Annotated in this window: 14 protein-coding genes and 1 pseudogene; 10 read left to right on the forward strand and 5 right to left on the reverse strand. The window is 66.1% G+C overall.

Going from position 1 to position 18,820, the window contains the following annotated elements:
* Positions 1-102: 102 nt before the first annotated feature.
* Positions 103-567: a cupin domain-containing protein gene (locus tag EIP75_RS21970; protein ID WP_125245345.1), complete on the reverse strand. Its 465-nt coding sequence runs from the start codon at positions 565-567 to the stop codon at positions 103-105.
* Between the two features lie 156 nt (positions 568-723).
* Here EIP75_RS21970 and EIP75_RS24755 point away from each other — a divergent pair, with 156 nt between their 5' ends.
* From EIP75_RS24755 to EIP75_RS21985, 3 genes are all read left to right on the forward strand, one after another.
* Positions 724-1,050, forward strand: a complete 327-nt coding sequence (locus EIP75_RS24755) for a TonB-dependent receptor plug domain-containing protein (RefSeq protein WP_274379823.1) — start codon at positions 724-726, stop codon at positions 1,048-1,050.
* Positions 1,051-1,144: 94 nt separating this feature from the next.
* Entirely contained in the window at positions 1,145-1,549 is a 405-nt protein-coding gene (locus EIP75_RS21980; protein ID WP_125245346.1) for a Fur family transcriptional regulator, read from the forward strand.
* 158 nt (positions 1,550-1,707) lie between these two features.
* Positions 1,708-2,556: an all3515 family Zur-repressed PEP-CTERM protein gene (locus EIP75_RS21985; RefSeq protein ID WP_233584993.1), complete on the forward strand. Its 849-nt coding sequence runs from the start codon at positions 1,708-1,710 to the stop codon at positions 2,554-2,556.
* Between the two features lie 52 nt (positions 2,557-2,608).
* On the opposite strand, the gene EIP75_RS21990 is transcribed toward EIP75_RS21985, so the two are convergent.
* Positions 2,609-4,762, reverse strand: a complete 2,154-nt coding sequence (locus tag EIP75_RS21990) for a carboxypeptidase regulatory-like domain-containing protein (protein ID WP_125245347.1) — start codon at positions 4,760-4,762, stop codon at positions 2,609-2,611.
* An 8-nt stretch (positions 4,763-4,770) separates the two neighbouring features.
* Positions 4,771-6,846 (reverse strand): TonB-dependent receptor domain-containing protein, encoded by a 2,076-nt coding sequence (locus EIP75_RS21995; protein WP_158622953.1) that lies wholly within the window; start codon positions 6,844-6,846, stop codon positions 4,771-4,773.
* A gap of 236 nt (positions 6,847-7,082) precedes the next feature.
* Between EIP75_RS21995 and EIP75_RS22000 the strand changes: the two genes are divergently transcribed.
* Both EIP75_RS22000 and EIP75_RS22005 read left to right on the forward strand, forming a co-directional pair.
* Positions 7,083-7,820: a PEP-CTERM sorting domain-containing protein gene (locus tag EIP75_RS22000; protein WP_158622954.1), complete on the forward strand. Its 738-nt coding sequence runs from the start codon at positions 7,083-7,085 to the stop codon at positions 7,818-7,820.
* 7 nt (positions 7,821-7,827) lie between these two features.
* Complete coding sequence (locus EIP75_RS22005) at positions 7,828-8,637, forward strand: PEP-CTERM sorting domain-containing protein (RefSeq protein WP_125245350.1); 810 nt, start codon at positions 7,828-7,830, stop codon at positions 8,635-8,637.
* An 11-nt stretch (positions 8,638-8,648) separates the two neighbouring features.
* Here EIP75_RS22005 and EIP75_RS22010 read toward each other — a convergent pair whose 3' ends face one another.
* Together EIP75_RS22010 and EIP75_RS22015 are read right to left on the reverse strand one after the other, a co-directional pair.
* Positions 8,649-10,352, reverse strand: coding sequence for a PAS domain S-box protein (locus EIP75_RS22010; protein ID WP_125245351.1), 1,704 nt, complete (start codon positions 10,350-10,352; stop codon positions 8,649-8,651).
* A gap of 78 nt (positions 10,353-10,430) precedes the next feature.
* A complete protein-coding gene (locus tag EIP75_RS22015; RefSeq protein ID WP_125245352.1) occupies positions 10,431-10,979 on the reverse strand; it encodes a PadR family transcriptional regulator in 549 nt (182 codons plus the stop codon).
* A gap of 160 nt (positions 10,980-11,139) precedes the next feature.
* On the opposite strand from EIP75_RS22015, the pseudogene EIP75_RS22020 reads away from it, so the two are divergent.
* The 5 genes and pseudogenes from EIP75_RS22020 to EIP75_RS22045 all read left to right on the forward strand — a co-directional run bounded on the left by EIP75_RS22020 (position 11,140) and on the right by EIP75_RS22045 (position 18,814).
* A pseudogene (locus tag EIP75_RS22020) lies at positions 11,140-13,270 on the forward strand (2,4-dienoyl-CoA reductase FMN-binding domain-containing protein).
* A gap of 33 nt (positions 13,271-13,303) precedes the next feature.
* Positions 13,304-14,119 (forward strand): crotonase/enoyl-CoA hydratase family protein, encoded by an 816-nt coding sequence (locus tag EIP75_RS22030; RefSeq protein WP_125245355.1) that lies wholly within the window; start codon positions 13,304-13,306, stop codon positions 14,117-14,119.
* Between the two features lie 18 nt (positions 14,120-14,137).
* Complete coding sequence (locus tag EIP75_RS22035; RefSeq protein WP_125245356.1) at positions 14,138-15,382, forward strand: saccharopine dehydrogenase family protein; 1,245 nt, start codon at positions 14,138-14,140, stop codon at positions 15,380-15,382.
* A 13-nt stretch (positions 15,383-15,395) separates the two neighbouring features.
* Positions 15,396-17,837 (forward strand): tetratricopeptide repeat protein, encoded by a 2,442-nt coding sequence (locus tag EIP75_RS22040; RefSeq protein ID WP_158622955.1) that lies wholly within the window; start codon positions 15,396-15,398, stop codon positions 17,835-17,837.
* A complete protein-coding gene (locus EIP75_RS22045; RefSeq protein WP_125245358.1) occupies positions 17,834-18,814 on the forward strand; it encodes a GIY-YIG nuclease family protein in 981 nt (326 codons plus the stop codon). Before EIP75_RS22040 ends, EIP75_RS22045 begins: the two co-directional genes overlap by 4 nt.
* The last annotated feature ends 6 nt before the right edge of the window (positions 18,815-18,820 follow it).

Below are 18,820 nucleotides of genomic sequence, written 5' to 3' on the forward strand. Positions count from 1 at the left end.
GGAATTTGCCCTACAGAACGCCTGAAAAGCCGGGCCAATCGGGCCCAGAGAAAAGCCTGGAGAAGGCCCGCCGTTTAGCTGGTGTGACGTCGTGTCACAGCGTCACTGAGGCTTGGCTGCCTGCGTGGTGGTCACGGGGCCGATGCCCGACACCTGGATGATGGCTTCTTCGCCCTTGGCGCCGTCGTAGTGCACCTGGCCACCCTTGTGGATCACGTAGCTGCCGGCGGGGATGGGCACGGTGTTGTTGTCCGGGTCGAACTTGTCGCCGGTGCCCACCCACCAGGTGCCGGAAAGCACCACGAAGAAGCGGTCGGTGCCATGGAAATGCGGCCGGCTGAAGTTGCCGGGCAGCCATTTGATGCGCACCACATACGGCCCCGGCTTGGTCGGATCGCCGAACAGCACGGCCTGCTCGTTGGTGCCCGCGGCATTGCGCACCCACTTGATGTCTTTCGGTGCCTTGAATTCCACCGCGCGGGGGTCGAGTTCGGCCGCATGGGCCGTTCCGAGTGTGCAGGCCAGGGCCCCGAACGCGGCCACCAGGTGTCTGGACAGAATCTGCATCGTCTTGCCTCCTGCTGATGTCAGGCTTGCATTGAAGCGGATGCTGCGGGCTGTCCATGCGATTTATCCGCATGTCCATGTGTCCACGAGTCTTTGGCATATTCATATTCGGATTGCCGATTTGTGAGGCGCCATGGCCAGCTCGACGCGGTGGTGGTGCGCTCAGGCACCGAAAGAGATGAGCGACGCGACACCACCGCCAGCAAGACCGTGGTCACCCGTGACGACCTCAACCGGTATGGCGACACGTCCGTGGCCGATGTGCTCGGCCGTGTGCCCGGCGTGACGATGAGCGGTTCCCGCAGCAGGGGCACCGAGGTCCGCATGGGTGGCCTGGACGTCGCCGCCGGGAGAGTCCGTGCGGGCGCGCCGGGTGACGATCGGGTGGGACGTCCGCTACGAGGGGCAGAACCTCACGCCACGCCTGAACTGGTTCATCACGGACCGCGACACCCTGGTGTTCGAGGATCTGAGCACCCTTGAGACGCTTCGCCTCACGCGGGAACATTCACATGGCGGAAGGAGGGCGGTTTCTTAATGGATTCCCAATATCGATATGCGATAACATTCCAAGACCATGGAACGTACCACCCGGCAGCGCGAAGCCTTGCGCAACGTCATCGAAGATGCCCAGCGCCCTTTGTCTCCTCAGGAGATCCTCGACGGTGCACAGGCGGTCGTTCCGGGCATCGGCATCGCCACGGTGTACCGAAACATCAAGCTGCTGCTCGACGCCGGCGAGATCGAGGTGGTGACCCTGCCGGGCGAGAATCCTCGCTACGAGCCAGCCCACCGGGCGCACCACCACCACCACCACTTCCAGTGCGATGCTTGCCGTCGGGTGTTCGATGTCCACGAATGCCCAGGCGATCTCAAAGGCCTGGCCCCCAAAGGCTTTCGCGTCCATCGGCACGAGTTGACCCTGTACGGCCTGTGCAAGGAATGCATCGCGCTCAAGCGCAGCGCCGTGGCCAGCGCCTAGCCTCCTCCTGCAAGGATCCACAGAACACATTCGATGCTTCCTTGGTCATTATTGGTAATGACTTCTCATTATCTTGAATATCCTGCAGAATGCCGTGACCGTTCAGACGGCGTGCGCATGCACTTCCGCAGGCACACAACCAGGAGATGATCTTGAAGATGATGAAAAGAACCGTGGCGCTGGCGGCGCTGGCTGCGTTGACCGTGCAGGCTCACGCGGCCGAGGGGGCCCGCTGGGGTGAGGGCATCGGGTTCTACATTGGGGTGGACAGCCTGCCCACGGTGGCCTCGGGCACGTTCGCGGGGCTGGCCAATCCCAACGCCGGACGCCTGACCCTGCTGTTTGATCACGGCGACCACTTTCACGGCATCGGTGCCTACAGCTACAGCGGCTCGGTGTCTGCTCCCGTGATCGACCCGACAAACACGAACAACCGCATCCCCGAAACCTATGCCCGTACCGATGCCGACAACCAGGCACTGGCGCTCACCGCCGGCACCGGGGCCTTTGCAGGCAAGCTGGTCAGCGCGGTCCAGGCGGCCGGTGTGAACCACGAATACGGGCATCTTGGTGCGGCGTCCATCCAGTCATTGGCGGGCCTGGGAGAGCAGGCCGACGCGCTGTATGGGTCGAGCGGTGCGCGCTGGAGCCAGGCCTATGATGGCGTGCTGGTGGGCTTGAAGCTCGAATCGATCTCCGCCGGCCTGAAGGTGGCGGCCCAGGGCGATCTGGACTTGTTCGACACCTCCAACGTGGCGGTGCTGGGCGATGGCCATTCGCTGAGCTTCCTGCCCACCTTCTACGTCGACTCGACGGCCGCCGCCGGCACCTATACCGCACAGTTCTCACTGGTGAACCTGGGCAGCAACCAGGCGGTGCTGGATGGCGGCACGTTCTACATCGACTTCGCCGTGGCACCGGCCGTGCCCGAGCCCGGCACCTGGGCGATGATGGCCGCAGGCCTGGCCACGCTGGGCGTGGTGGCCCGGCGCCGCAAGGCGGGCTGACATCGCGAAGGCCGTCTGGCCTGCGCCATCCAACCCGTGAGGCGGGCGGCCTTCAATGCGGGTTGCTGGGCGCTATGAAGTGGATGCGTTGCACCCCCAGTTCGTCCGTCGCGGTCAACTGGGCGTGCAGCCACGTAGCCCCCCAGCCTTGCCTGCCAGGCAGGGTCCACGCCAGTCGGCCATGGCTGGCGGGGTCGATGTGGGCGCGTCGCCGCAGCGTTTCAGCCCCCCCGGCCGAGGCCAGGTCCGTGCGTTGCAGGCTCAGGTCTGCCCTGAGCCACCGCACGCCCGAGGCGGTGCGCCATGGCCAGTCGATGATCCAGGCACCACCGCTGTCCGCCATCACTCGGGCGATCAGGGGCTGGCTGGCGGGCTGTGCCGCCAGGGCGAAGCGGGCGAATGCACTGACACCTGGGTCTGCCGCATGGCGCGGTGGCTCGGGTGGCAGCACTGCTGTCTCGGAGCCGATCACCGCGCCCTGGGTGTCCAGCAGCTCGAACACCAGTGAACTGCCGCTGCGCATGCCTGACCAGGCTGCCATGCAGTCGGCTGCTTCGGTGTCGTCGGGGCACCAGCCCCAGGGCAGACCGGCCCATCCGGTGTCTTCGTCGGTCGCCAGCGTCCAGTGTTCGACAGCAGGGCCGTTGACCGTGTAGCCTGGGGCGACCAGATCGATCCCGCCACTGGGCAGTGCGCCGCCGCGAACGCGCACGCGGGCCACATGGGGTGAAATCTCCCGCGCGTCCACCTCGAACACCAGGTATCGCCGAGAGGTCGAACTGGGTGAGCCCACAAGACGGCTGTGCACGGCGGCCGCGCTGCGCTGCTCAGCCAGTGTGCCCATGGCTGAGCGGTAGACGCCCAGCGTGCCGAATGCCATTTCGGCTGGATCCCCGAACTCCAGCGCGCCGCCACCGGGCAGGCCTGCCAAGCCACCGGGTGTGCTGCACCATTGCCCCGAGAGCTGGGCTCGCACGTCACCGGCGCAGTGGGCACCGTGCACCGAGCGAAGGGTGTCCTGAGTGGCCTGCCCGGGACCCAGCACGATCGCATGCCGAACCTTGACGGAAGCCTTCGCACCATTGCCTTGAAGGCGCCAACCGGACGCATCCCTGATCATGCGCATGGACTCGGTTCGTGATCCCAACACACCCCGCGCCTGGACGCGGAAGCGCACCCAGGCGTGGTCGGCATCGGGCTGCTGGAGCAACTGCACGTCAGAGAAGCGCGCACCCACCAGGCTGTACCCGCCATCGTCTGGCGCATCCTGGCGTTGCAGCACCACGCGGGCGTACGCTGCGGCATCCAGTCCTGCGTGCAGGAAGTCTGGCGCCAGGTAGGCGGCCAGTTCGGCAGATGAAGGCAGTGCGCCGCTGTACTCGGCGCTCAGGGCGCTCAGCAATGACTGGAGTTGCACCGTGGTGGTGGCCAGTTCCTGCTGCAGATCGCTGGCGGGGCGTGCCGATGCGGGCAAGGCGCTGGCTGCAGGAGACACCGGATCGAAGAAGCGGCTGGAGGCTGGCCCGGCCCTCCATGCCACCTGCCACCCGCCCTGTGCTGGCTCGACGTGGATCAAGGACAGGGCCGCATCCAGACCGGCTTGGTCGGTGTCGAAGGCAGTGCTTCTCAGATCGACGTTGTCAGGCACTGCAGTGGCGTTCAGCACAGGCTGCACGAGGGATTGAACCCTGGCTTCGGCATCGCGCAATGCCCGCCGCGTCACACGCTGCCATGAGATCTCATGGCGGGCCAGGGCAGATTGGGGCGCGGTGCCCAGCACATCCGCGGCGATCAGCTCTGTCAAGGGCGTGAGGTGCAGGGCACGCTTGCCAGCCAGGGCCTCTTCGGCACTTTGCAGGTTGTGCAGAATCAGGGGCTCACCGGCCACGGTGGTCACCAGTTGCAGCAACAGCGGCTTTGCCGAAGATGGGCCAGGCAGATCGATTCGGAAACGCCCGTCCATGCCCGTGATGGCGCTGGCCAGGGGGCCGGTGTCGTCGTAGACCGTCACGCGGGCGCCTGCCAACGGCTGACCGATTGCGGCAAGGCCGGTGACGGCACCTGGTGCGCAGGCGCTGCAGGCCGGCGCATCTGCATCGCCCGCCTGGGCATCGATCACCCTGGTCTGGCCGCCACCGTCACCGCCGCCGCAGGCGGCCAGAAAGGCGAGGGCCGCACAGGCCGCCAGGCCGACGCGGAAACGCATGATGGGTGTCACAGGGAGACCTCCACACCCAGCTGGACGAGGCGCCCTGGTTCAGGTGCATAGCTGCGCAGGAACGACGTGCTGTTGCGCACCTGCTGGTTGGTGATGTTGCGGGCCAGCAGGAACCAGCTCAGACGCTGCCCGTCGGCCATCCGTGTGGTGTGCCGCAGCGATCCATGCAGTTGGAACCAGCCGTCCGTGGCGGTTTCCTGATCGCCGGGGCGTTGCTGGGGCATGCCTCTCAAAGCATGCAGTTCGGCCATCGTCGCCTGCCAGTTCGCTTCCAGGCGCAGCCCGAAACGCTGCGGCGGCAGGCGGGGCAGGGCTGCCCCGCTGGTCAGCCTGCCGCGGACCGCATCCGATGTGAGCGCGACCCGACCGTGCAGGGCGGGGCTTTCGCGGATGGCCCAACGCCAGGGGTGCGAGAGCTCCAGCTCGTATCCTTGCAATTCGGCTGGCGCCTGCTCGTACTGAGTCACGGGCAGGCACAGATCCAGGCGCGCGCATTCAAAGCGCACCCCGCCGCTGTCGGTGTTGTAGAAGCGACCGGTGCTGCGCTGGTAGATGTAGTTGCTGCTGGCGTAACGGTACGCGTTGACCTCCACCGTGAAGCCCCCCAGCGGTTGCGACACGCCCAGGTCCCAGCCTCGCAAGGTCTCCACGCCCATCGACTCGCGGCCCAGGTCGTAGGTGCGCGTGGCCATGTGGGGGCCGTCGGCGTACAGCTCCTGGATATCGGGTGCCCTGCTCACCATCCACCGCGTGAGGGTCACATGGCCTTCGCCGACGTCCCGGCGCACCGAAGCCGACCAACTGCCGGGGCGCAGCCGGCGCTCGGGTGGCTGCTTGATGACATCGCTGCCATCGCGAGACAGACCATATTCAGCAGGCCGGTAGCTCACGTACTCGATGCGGGCGCCGATGTCGAACTGCCATGGCCCTTGGCGCCAACCCTGCACGGTGAACAGCGCGGCCTGGCTGGCAGCGGTCCGTGGTGCGAAAGCCTCCCGGCCGAGTGCTGAGAAGGCCCGCTCCGTGACGTGCATGCCGATGGTGCCCGTGGCCTGGCCATGGCGCGGCGAAGGCAGCAGAGCCTGCATTAGCGTGTGCTCAAGCTCTACCTTGAACTCGTTGACCTTGTTGCGGAAGGTGGTGGCCGCCTGTCCGCCCTCAAGCTCGTCATGGCGGTAGTCGGTGTGCGCCGAGCGCCACTTGATTTTCTTGAGAACCTCGCTTGACAGCTCCAGCTCGCCGCGAAGGTCCAGCCGCTGCTGTTGGGCATCGATCCGCACGCGCTCATCGGCCGCGGCGGTGCTGGTGTCTGCTCCATGGCTGTGCGAGTGTCCTCCGGGCGGAATGCCGTAGTTCTGCTGCAAGGTCGACAGCGACAGGCCCAGCCAGCCCGTCTCGCCCAGCCAACTGGCCCCGACGGCACCACCGCTGCTGCGCGCATCGGTATTAAGTACGCGGCCCCAGGTGTTGCGGGTAGGAGGCAGGGCAAACTGCTGCGTGATGGCCGCTTCGTCCTGGGCCCAGCCTGGCACCTTCGTGGTGAACTGCTCACGCCCGTGCACATCGATGTGCCAAGCCACGCTGCCCGGCCATCGACCATCGATCTTGACCACGGCGCTGCGCCCTTCGGTGCCGCCGCGCAGATCACCGCGGAACTGGGTGCGCCGGGGCAGCGTCATCGGTATGCGGCCATCTTCGATCTCGACTGCGCCGCCCATGGCGCCACCGCCGAAGCGGATGGCCGACGGGCCTTTCCACACGGTGATGCTGTCTGCGAGCAGCGGTTCGGCCATCACGGCATGGTCAGCGCTGATGTTCGATGCATCGTTGGTACCGGCGCCTCCCACCAGGGTGCGCACGCGTGACCCGCCCAGGCCGCGGATCACGGGCAGCCCCACGTTCGAGCCGAAGCTCGCATTCGCCACCCCCAACTCATCCTGCAACGTGGCGCCCAGTGTGGCGGCGGCCCGGTTGCGCAACATCGGGCCCTTCAGTGTGAAGGTGGGCTCCTGCATGTCAACCACGGCCTGTTCTCTGGTCGACTGAACCGACACATCGGGCAGTGCCGTCACGCCCGAAATGGGGCTCCCGGCAGGCGCGGTCGCATCTTGCGAGCGGGCACTTTGACCCGCCATGAGCGTGATGCACAGCAGGCTGGCCCCTCGCTTCGTGAAGACATGTCGCATGTTTTGCCATAAGATGATGATGAGACATCATTATCAACTAAGATGGCGTGATGTCTTGATCGATGGCGACCCTGTGCATGGGTGCGCCACTTCAACACAGTCGACACTCGGAGCAACCCAACATGAGATCAAGCACTCTTTCCAATGTCATCGGTGGCGGCCTGCTGGCCTTGGTCACCGCCTTCAGCGCGCCCGCCTGGGCCGAGCCGCTGCACGATGGCGACATCGAGATAGGCGTTGCCCATGGCGTCCTGCAGACGCTGGGCGCAGGGCACACCCACGGCCTCGATGGCTATGGCATCTTCGAAGGCAACCTGGGAGATCTCGCTGGCGGCCTGTACAGCACCGATGACCCAGGCTATGACAGCGCCGTCGGCTCTCTGGCGGCTGGCGCCGAGATCTTCTACACCGCGCTGGGCACGCTGAGTTTCTGGAACGGCACCGCCTGGTCGGCCTCTGCCGTGCCTGCCAACGTCACGCTGCGCGTGAACGGCAATCTGGGCGAAGAGTCGTTCTGGACGGCATCCGGCATCACAGGCGACGTCTCCGGCCTGATCGGTCAGGCAGGCTCCAATGGCAAGCTCCATGAGCACCTGGACCTGACCGCCGTGGGATCGGGACGCACGGCCGTCGGTGCTTACCTGATCCAGTTGCAACTGAGCGCCAATGGCTATGCCTCGTCGAGCCCCTTCTACATTGCGCTCAACCGCGGATTGTCCGAGGCCGATTTCGAAACTGCTGTGCATGCGCTCACCATGCCGGTTCCAGAGCCCTCCACCTGGCTGATGTCGCTGGCTGGCCTGGGGGCCGTGGCCATGGTCAGGCGCCAGCGCCAGGCCAAGGCCCCGGCCAAGGCTTGAGGACCTGATGGCGATGCGCGCCCGGCTGCTGGCAGGATGTATTGGCCTGTGCTCTGCCCAGGCCCTCGCGGTGCACTTCGATGTCGAACTCCGTACCGTGCCGGGCCCCGTGGCGGGGGCGCGCATCACCACCGACTTCCATGGTGATCTGGACTTGGCGGGCCTCCTGCCCATCGATGGTGAAACCGGCAACAAGATCTATCCGGCCTATTTTGGCGACCTGGAAGGCGGCCCCTACCTGACCGATGACCCGGGGTTTCAGGCCTTTGCAGGCACCTTCACGCCAGGCGAGATCATCTCCTTCCGTGCGTTGGGCACCCTGCGCTGGTGGAACCCGGCCACCGGGCGCTGGGGGCCGGCGCCCCAGGGCGTGGAGGTGGCGTTGTTCGGCAACATCCCGCCGGAGGTCGAGTTCGGCCATGACACCGATCCCGCCACCTGGGCCGAGCAGTACGCCTTCTATGCCGGCGGCACGCGCTTCAGTGCCGCCGGCATCAGTGGCCCGCTGGCTGCTGTGATCGACGACGCCAAGGCTCAGGGCCGCTTTCATGCGCATCTGGACTGGAAGATCACGGCACCGGCCGGTGCCGTGCCCACGGTGGGCGCCTACATGGTGACCTTGCAGTTCTGGTCTTCAGCCCAGTCGATGGGGCAACTGAAGTACCAGGCCTCGGTGCCTGTGCAGGTGATTTTCGAGCGCGGGATCTCCGAGGACCAGATGCGGGCGGCCATCCAGGCCCGCATCCAGGCCACCCCGCCGGCCGCGGGCTCTCCGACGCGCGTGCCCCGCGCGCCCTGGGCTTCGCCGCTGAGGTGAGCCCACAAGGCTCAAAGACCTGAAGGTTCCGGGCGCCGATGGTGCTTTTGCGCATACATCTGCGCATCGGCCTGCTCGATGAGCGTGGCCGCGTCGGACTGCTCGTTGCCATGTGCCAGGCCAAAACTGATGCCCACCGTTGCCGACGAACCATCGGGCAGCACGAAGGGCTCTGCGATGGCCTGGGTGACCCTGCCCAGCACCTCATGCGCCTCGTCGGGCGTGGCCAGTTGGGTGAGCACGATGATGAACTCGTCGCCCCCCAGCCGCGCCACGGTGTCGTGCTCGCGCACACAACCCAGCAGCCGTTTGCCCACCTCTCGCAGCAGGAAGTCGCCGGCGTTGTGGCCATGCACGTCGTTCACCTGCTTGAAGCCGTTCAGGTCACCGAAACACACGGCGATGTGCTCGCCCGAGCGCCTGGCGCTGGCCAGCGCCAGGCCCAGGCGGTCCATCAGCAGCATGCGGTTGGGCAGGCCCGTGAGCGCGTCATGGAAGGCCAGGGTTTCCACCTCGGCCTGGTACTTCTTCATGGCAGAGATGTCCAGCATCATCCACAGTGATTCGCCCGTGGCGGTGTCGAGTGGCGCGCCGCTCATGTCCACCCAGATGCGCTGCCCACTGCGCGAGATCAGCTGGATCTGCGTGCGGTAGGTCCGGCCGGCGGCGAGCGCCTCGTAGGCCTCGGTGCCCAGCCGGTCGTAGGTGTCGTCGCGTGGGTACATCTGGCGGGTGGTCTTGCCTTCCAGTTCGCCCGGCGCGTAGCCGAGCATCTGCTCAAGGGCCTTGTTGGCCCAGGTGATGCGCCGGTTTTTCAGCTTCACCATGGCGACCATTTCGTTGTCCAGCATCAGGTGCTGCTGACGGTTGACGGCCTGCAGTGCCATGCGGGTGCGGTGCAGCTCGGTGACATCGAAGATGACGGTGCGGCTGCGCAGGAAGCTGCCATCGTCGCCATGCAGGGCCGTGGCCGAGACACTGATGCGTCGACGCTGGCCATCGTGGGCGATGAGGTCGAACTCTTCAGGCCCGAAGCAGCCTTGCTGCATGAAGAGGGGGTAGGCGTCGGAGAAACGCTGCCGGCCTTCTTCTGTGAAGAAATCCCGCGGGCCCCGCTGGCCGATGAGTTCTTCGCGCGTGGCACCGAACAGCCTGAGGGACATCTCGTTGATCTGCACGAACTGGCCGGCGGCGTCCAGCGAGTAGTAACCGCAGGGCGAATTGTCGTAGAGGTCGCTGAGCGTCTGGTTGGCCTGCGACAGACGGCGTTCGTGCTCTTCCTGGGCACGGCGCGCCGTGATGTCCTCCACGATGGCCACGATGTTCTCGGGCTGGCCGTGCTGGTCGCGCACCAGGGTGGTGGTCAGGTGGCCCCACGCGATGCTGCCGTCAGGGCGGATGTAGCGCTTTTCCAGCGTGTAGTGCTCGAACTGCCCATCCATCAGTTGGGCGAGCAGCGCCATGTCTGTCGCCAGGTCATCCGGGTGGGTGATGTCCTGGAAGGTGAGGCAGGAGAGCTCTTCGGCCGAGCGGCCGAAGATGGCGCACAGGGCCGGGTTCATGCGGACCCAGGTGCCATCGAGCGACACGATGGCGATGCCCACACCGGCCCTCTCGAACGCCGCCTGGTACAGCCGGTCGCGCGTGAGCAGATCCTGGAGCCGGAAGGGCGCCGAAGACGCTGTGTCGTACGAGGGACGCGGGGCTGGAGGCATGTCTGATTTTCCGGGATGCAGGAGCACATCCGCGCGTCATCATCGTGTGCCTGAACGGCGCCTGTTGTCCAGAAATACTCACTTTTCGGGTTTGTCGTCGGACGACCGGAGGATCTGAAGTGCCTCGGTGGCCGCCTGGATCCAGTACGACTCGTAGCGGATGCCGCAGGTCAGAACCAGACGCCTCAGGGCGACCTCCCTGGAGGGAGCCTGGCCCGCGTAGTGGCGAGCCTCGTACTTGCGGTAGGTTTCGAGCCGTTCGGTGTGCAGTTCGAGCCGGCGCTCGATCTCCTGGTCCAGCTTGGTGGGGCCCACGGCCGCCTCCGCCCAGAGCCGCACCATCAGGTCGTCGCGCAGGAAGGGCGGGTCTTCCTGCTGGGATGTCCAGCGCTTGAGCTCCTTGCGGCCCGCGGGCAGGATCTTGTAGGCGCGCTTGCGCCCACGCGTGGTTTCTTCAGGCAGGGACTCGATCCACCCGGCGGTTTCAAGCCGGGCCAGTTCGCGGTAGATCTGCTGGTGCGTGGCGCGCCAGAAATAGCCGATGGTCTTGTCGAAGCGCGCCGCCAGGTCGGAGCCCGAGCTGGGCCGCTCGACCAGCGCCGTGAGGAGGGCATGGGGCAGAGACATGCGCGCAGATTACACCATGCAGGCGCAAAGACAATGGGTTGCGCAACTGGTTGCATAGTCGGGCATCTTGCCCTAGCATCCTCGTCAGTGCCACTGGTTGCATGGTCATGCGCCGGTGTCCGCCGTCCCCCCCCATAGATCTCTCTTGCCGAGCCTGTCCATGAGCGCCTATCCCCACTTGCTTGAGCCCCTGAACCTGGGTTTCACCACCTTGCGCAACCGCGTCCTGATGGGCTCGATGCACGTCGGCCTGGAAGAGGCCAAGGACGGCTTCGAGCGCATGGCGGCTTTCTACGCCGAACGCGCCCGGGGCGGCGTGGGGCTGATGGTGACCGGGGGCATCGCGCCCAACGACGATGGCCGGCCCTATCCGGGCGGCGCCCGCCTGGCCACGGAAGAAGAGGCCGCCAAGCACCGGATCGTGACCGATGCGGTGCATGCCGCAGGCGGCAAGATCGCGATGCAGATCCTGCACTTCGGGCGCTATGCCTACCACCCCGGCCTGGTGGCGCCCAGCCCGGTCAAGGCGCCGATCTCGCCCGCGACCCCGCGTGAGCTGTCCACCGCCGAGGTGTGGCAGACGGTGGAGGACTACGCCCATTGCGCGGCCATGGCCCAGAAGGCGGGTTACGACGGTGTCGAGGTGATGGGATCCGAGGGCTACCTGATCAACGAGTTCACGGCCAGTCGCACCAACCACCGCACCGATGAATGGGGCGGCTCGTACGAGAACCGCATGCGCTTCCCGGTGGAGATCGTCAAGCGCGTGCGCGAGCGGGTGGGCACGGACTTCATCATCATCTACCGCCTGTCCATGCTGGACCTGGTCGATGGCGGCTCGTCGTTCGACGAGGTGGTGCAACTGGCCCAGGCCATCGAGGCAGCGGGGGCCACCATCATCAACACCGGCATCGGCTGGCACGAGGCGCGCATCCCCACCATTGCCACCAGCGTGCCACGCGGGGCCTACACCTGGGTGACGCGCAAGATGAAGGGCAAGGTCGGCATCCCGCTGATCACCACCAACCGCATCAACACGCCCGAGGTGGCCGAGCAGGTGCTGGCCCAGGGCGATGCCGACATGGTGTCGATGGCGCGCCCCTTCCTGGCCGACCCGGATTTCGTCAACAAGGCCGCCGCTGGCCAGGCCGACGCCATCAACACCTGCATCGGCTGCAACCAGGCCTGCCTGGACCACACCTTCAGCGGCAAGATCACCTCCTGCCTGGTCAACCCGCGGGCCTGCCACGAAACCATCCTGAAGATCGAGCCCACCACCGCGAAAAAGCGCGTGGCCGTGGTGGGGGCCGGCCCCGCCGGCCTGGCCGCCTCGACCACCGCAGCACGGCGTGGCCATGACGTGACCCTGTTCGAGGCCGATGCCGATGTGGGCGGCCAGTTCAACATCGCCAAGCAGATCCCCGGCAAGGAAGAGTTCTACGAAACCCTGCGCTACTTCCGCAACGAGATCAAGGCCTCGGGCGTGCAGGCCCGCTTCAACACCCGCGTCACCGCCGACGCTCTGATCCAGGAAGGCTTCGACGAGGTCATCCTGGCCACGGGCGTGGCCCCACGCACCCCGGCCATCGACGGCATCGACCACCCCAAGGTGCTGAGCTACCTGGACGTGCTGCGCGACAAGAAGCCCGTGGGCAAGACCGTGGCCGTGATCGGCGCCGGCGGCATCGGCTTCGACGTGGCCGAGTACCTCACGCACGAAGGAGAGAGCCCCTCGCTCGACCTGGCCAAGTTCAATGAAGAGTGGGGCATCGACCCGACCTACGCCGACCGGGGCGGCATCAAGCAGCCNCGAGTACCTCACGCACGAAGGAGAGAGCCCCTCGCTCGACCTGGCCAAGTTCAATGAAGAGTGGGGCATCGACCCGACCTACGCCGACCGGGGCGGCATCAAGCAGCCCCACCTGCCCAAGCCTCCGCGCCAGGTGTTCCTGCTGCAGCGCAAGACCAGCAAGGTGGGCGACGGCCTGGGCAAGACCACCGGCTGGATCCACCGCACCTCGCTGAAGAACCGCAACGTCGAGATGATCGCGGGCGCCTCGTACACCAAGGTGGACGATGCCGGCCTGCACATCGAGGTGGGCGGCAAGGACCTGGTGCTGCCCGTGGACAACGTGGTCATCTGTGCCGGGCAGGATCCTTTCCGCGCGCTGCAGGCCGCGCTGGAAGCCGCGGGCCAGAAGGTAACGCTGATCGGCGGTGCCGATGTGGCCGCCGAGCTGGATGCCAAGCGCGCCATCAAGCAGGGCACGGAAGTGGCCTGCGCCATTTGACCTCCGCCCATTGATCGACTGACAGGAGACCCCATGCAATTCGAGACCATCCGCACGCAGCTCGACGGCCACGTGGCCACGCTCACCCTCAACCGGCCAGAGAAGGCCAACGCCATGAACTGGCAGATGTGGCAGGACATCCGCAGTGCCATGCAGTGGGCCGATGCCACACCCGAGGTGCGGGCCGTGGTGCTGCGCGGGGAGGGCAAGCATTTCACGTCCGGCATCGACCTGAACATGATGCTGGGCCTGCAGGAGCGCATCAAGGACGACTGCAGCGGCCGCAGCCGCGAGAAGCTGCGCGCCCTGATCCTGGAACTGCAGGACACGCTCACCAGCCTCGAGAAGTGCCGCAAGCCCGTGCTGGCCGCCATCCATGGCGGTTGCGTCGGCGGCGGTATCGACCTGATCACCTGCACCGACATGCGCTACGCCTCGGCAGACGCCTACTTCACCGTCAAGGAGATCGACATCGGCATGGTGGCCGATGTGGGCACCTTGCAGCGCCTGCCCAAGCTGGTGGGCAACCAGGGCTTGGTGCGCGAACTGGCCTTCACGGGCCGCAAGGTCGATGCGCAGGAGGCCCAGGCCATCGGCCTGGTCAACAAGGTGTTCGACTCCAAGGAAGCCCTGTTCAGCGGCGTGCACGAAATGGCCGAGCTGGTGGCGGCCAAGTCGCCGCTCAGCGTGCGGGGCATCAAGGAGATGCTGAACTACAGCCGCGACCACACGGTGGCCGATGGCTTGAACTACATTGCCACCTGGAACGCCGCGATGCTGATGTCGCACGACCTGAACACGGCGATGATGGCCAGCATGGCCAAGCAGACGCCGGTGTTCAAGGACTGACCTTTCCAGGAGGACCGCATGACCGCTCCCAGCTTCGACATCGTCGTCTTCGGCGCCACCAGCTTTGTCGGGCAGATCTTGACGAAGTACCTGGCCGAGTACCTGGCGGACCAGCGCGAGCCGGTGCGCTGGGCCATCGCCGGCCGCTCGGCGGCCAAGCTCGACGAAGTCAAGCGGTCTCTGGGGGCGGTGGGCCAGTCGCTGCCGGTGATCGTGGCCGATGCCTCTGATGAGGCCCAGTTGCGCGCCATGTGCGCCCAGACGCGCGTGGTGGTGTCCACCGTGGGGCCCTATGCGCTGTATGGCGAGCCTCTGGTCAAGGTCTGCGCGGAAACCGGGGTGGACTATTGCGACCTCACCGGCGAAGCCCAGTGGATACGCCGGATGATCGCCAAGTACGAAGAGGCGGCGAAACAGTCGGGCGCGCGCATCGTGCACTGTTGCGGCTTCGACTCCGTGCCATCGGACATGGGGGTGTACTTCCTGCAGCAGCAGTTCCGCCAGCAGTGGCAGGTGCCTGCCACCGAGGTCAAGATGCGCGTGCGCAGCATGAAGGGCGGGGCCTCGGGCGGCACCGTGGCCAGCATGGTCAACCTGGTCAGCGAAGCCACCAAGGACCCGGCCTTGCGCAAGGAGCTGCGCAATCCCTACTCGCTGTGCCCTGAGGCGCATGGCTTCACCTCTCGCCAGAAGCCTGTCAGCAGCGCGCTGTACGACCAGGACTTCGACGCCTGGGTGGCGCCCTTCGTGATGGCCGCCATCAATGAGCGCGTGGTGTTCCGCTCCAACGCGCTCTCAGGCATGGCGTATGGCGCCGACTTCACCTACAACGAAGGCATGCTGACGGGCACCGGTGCCAAGGGACGGCTGGGCGCGCTGGCCGTGGTGGGCGGACTGGGTGGTTTCATGCTGGGCGTGGTGTTCAAGCCCACGCGGGCCCTGCTGGAGCGATTCGTGCTGCCCAAGCCCGGTGAGGGGCCCAGCCCGCAGCAGCAGTTGACAGGCCGCTACGACATCCGGTTCTTTGGGCGATCGGCCCAAGGGCAGACCCTGCGGGTGAAGGTCACGGGGGACCGTGACCCGGGCTATGGCTCGACCAGCAAGATGCTGGGCCAGGCAGCCTTGAGTTTGGCGCTGGACCACGTTCAAGACGGTGCCAAGGTGGGCCGGGGTGGCGGCTTCTGGACGCCCGCAACCATGTTCGATGAGCGGTACATCGGGCGCTTGACCAAGCATGCGGGCCTGGCATTCCAGGTCTGCTGATCAATCACGCGACATGAGCGCCACGATGGACAGCCTGCCCGGAAGAGGTGCCCTCCAGCCTTCGATCAAGCTGACCAGCGCACCCCCGCCAGCAGAGGCGGCTCACATCGAAGGCATTGCCCATTACAGGGCTGATCAGTTCGAACAGGCACTGGCCAGCTTCAACCGCGCGATCTCACTTCAGCCGACGTTCGCAGGCGCGTACAACAGCCGCGGCTTCGTTCTGCAAGACCTGGGTCGCCTTGAAGAGGCCTTGGCTGACTTTGCCCGGGCGGTAGAGCTGGGGCCGGAGCTGGCCATGTTCCGTCTGAACCTGGGCATGTTGCAACTCAAGCTGGGCCAGTTCGAGGCCGGCTGGGCCAACTACGAGGCCAGGTGGACTGGGGCGGCGGAGTACCAGGCCGGACAACTCAAGAAGCCCGGGTGCCCGCTGCCCGTGTGGGAGGGCGCGTCTGTCACTGCACCAGCCCAGGACAAACAGCGCTCCATCCTGGTCATCACGGAACAGGGTTTCGGCGACACGTTCCAGTTCACGCGCTACCTGCCCATGTTGGCCAGGCGCTTCAGGAAGGTGGGCTTTGCCTGCTCGGACCCGACCCGGCGCCTGGTCGATTGGTCGTTCGGTGACGATGTGGTGAGCTTCACCCGCCTGCCGGCGCCTGCGGGGTGGGATGTCCAGTGCGCCCTGATGTCCTTGCCCAAGGCGTTCGGCTGCCGGCTCGACAACGTTCCCAGCGACGTCCCCTACCTGCGAGCCCCCTCGGTGGCCCGCCTGTACTGGAAGGAGCGTCTGGAGGCGGCCGCGCCCAACAGGCTGCGTGTCGGCCTCGCGTGGGCTGGGCGGCCCCAGCATCACCGTGATGCACGGCGCAGCCTGAAGTTGGGCCAGCTGTTGCCGCTGCTGGCGGACAGGCGGGTGGCCTGGGTCAGCCTTCAGAAGTGGGCGCCGGAAGATGTGCGCCCCGATGTGCCCAAGGGCGTGGCCTGGCTGGACTGGACGGATGAGCTCGGCGATTTCGCGGACTCCGCCGCGTTGGTGTCCGAGCTGGACCTGATCATCTCCGTGGACTCGGCGCTGGTCCACCTGGCGGGCGGCCTGGGCAAGCCGGTCTGGATGCTGGACCGTTTCGACAACGAGTGGCGATGGCTTTCTGGGCGGGAAGACAGCCCCTGGTATCCGCAGATGCGCATCCTCAGACAATCCACGTTTGGCGATTGGGCGCCCGTGATCGATCTGGCGGCGCGGGCATTGGAAGGGCTTGCGAATCCCCGCGCGAACGCCTTGCCTGCCTCGGAACCAGAAGCCCTCAGCGCCAACAGCCAGAAGGTGCCGCATGCCCAGGCTCAGTCGCAGTCCTTGAGCATCGACCAGGCCATGCAGCGAGCTGCTCAACTGCAAAGCGCGGGGCGCCTGCAGGACGCCGAACGGGTCATCCGGACCATCCTGCAGGCCAAGCCTGAACATGCCCATGCCTTGCATCTGTTGGGCCTGTTGGCCTACCAGGCCGGGCAACCCGCAAAGGCGGTCGATGTGATTCAACGGGCCATCGCCGCGGCGCCCGACGAGGCGGTCTTTCACAGCAACATCGCAGAGATGAGCCGCCAGCTCGGACGTCTGCCGGAAGCGATCCGGCATGGCGAGCGTGCGGTGGCGTTGTCGCCTTCGATGGCCTCTGCCCACTCCAACCTGGGCATCGCCTACTTTGACGCTGGTGATGATGGCAGGGCCCTGGCCTGCCATGAGCGCGCACTGGCCATCGAGCCGCGCACGCCGGGCTCCTTGAACAACCTCGGCAGCATTGCGCGGCGGGCCAAGGACCGTGAGGCGGCCGCAGCCTGGTACCGCCAGGCGCTTGACCACAACCCCGACTACCTTGAGGCGGCCTCCAACCTGGGCGCCGTCCTGGTCGAGCTTCATCGGCCCGATGAGGCCGCGCCGTTGTTGGAGCAGGTGCTGCAGCGGCGGCCCCAATATCCTGAGGCGCTGTGCAACCTGGGCATGGCACGGCTCAAGCAGCAGCGCTTCGCCGAAGCTGAAGGGATTTTGCGCCGGGCCCTTCAACTGAGTCCGGGCTACCCTGACGCGATGGTGGGGTTGGCCCGCAGCTTGATGGAGACCAAGGCTTTTCCGGAAGCCTTCGCGCTGATCCGGGAGCTGCTTCGGCACCTGCCTGAACATGCGGATGCCTGGGCCGTGCTTGGGTCTTTGCACCAGGATGCCGGGGAGTTGGCCGAAGCGCCGGCCGCATTCGAGAGGGCGCTGGCGTTGGAACCGGATTCGCCGGATGCGCTCATTGGTCTGGGCAGACTTCGGCTGGTGCAAGGTCAGTTCGACGTGGCCCGGCACCTGCTCACCAAGGCGAGCGCCATCGATCCGGACAATGCCGCCGCCAGGTTGCACCTGGACCAGGTCCGCAAGGTCGAGCCAGGGGATGCCGATCTGCCGGAGTCTTGAAGACAATGCAAGCGGGCCACCGGTCGCCTGGCAAGTCAACTGATAATCTCGCGATGACGAAGTGCGTGCGAGTAGAGGCCACCGGCCAAGAGGGTGTTCGAGAGATCACGGCAACAGGATGGGACGGACGTGTCTGGCGGATGAGCCGGGAGGCGTTCCTCAAGTGGCGCAAGGCGGGAAGTGACAAGCTCGGCACGGCCTGCGTCTACATGCTGCTGGCCGACGATTTCCTGAAGGCCACGCCGAACCAACGGTTCTTGTTTGTAGGGCACATGGGGGCCACGCCGAACGTTGCCGATACGTCGGACAAGGACAAGGACAAGCCATTTTGGTCTGTGGCGCTGGTGTTCACCTCGGCCGGCACGTGGATGAACCGAGAGCACGCCCAGTTGATCGAGCAGGTGTTCATCGAATGGGCACGTGAGGCTGGCCGGTACGATGTGGCCAACCAGGCCCTGCGCGAGCCTTATGCTGCGGGCCCTGGTGAACTGGTGGCAGCGTATCTGGCGCCGGTCAGGGCCGTGCTGGAGTTCGCCGGCATCGATGTGTTCCAGTTCAACCCTGAGGGCCTGTTCATGCTGTCTCGTGCTGCCAAGTTCAGCAAGCTCGACAAGGCGAAGGCCAGGGTCGTGTCCGCCAGTTCGAAGACCATCGAGATTTACAAGGACAGCCGGATCGGCGTGAACAGGCTTCCGGAGACGATAGAGAAGGTGCAGGCGCTGGTGGATGCTGGCGTGGCCACCTTCGATGGCGAGACGGGCGTGGTCACGTTCAAGCAGCCCACCCGGCTGAGCGCCTCAGGCATGTTCGACACCATGTTGGGTACCTTGCCCAAGGACTGGACGAACCGCTCGCGCCGCTCGATCCGGGATGTGTTTGCCGAGTTGAAGGGGCCGCCTGCAGCCATGGGCCAGCAGGGCGGTGCGCTTCGGGACGAGATGGAAGCCGCCCCAGCCGAGGTTGAAGCGCTGGGTTGAAGGCGC

This window comes from Aquabacterium soli (genome assembly GCF_003933735.1).
Classification (GTDB): domain Bacteria; phylum Pseudomonadota; class Gammaproteobacteria; order Burkholderiales; family Burkholderiaceae_C; genus Aquabacterium; species Aquabacterium soli.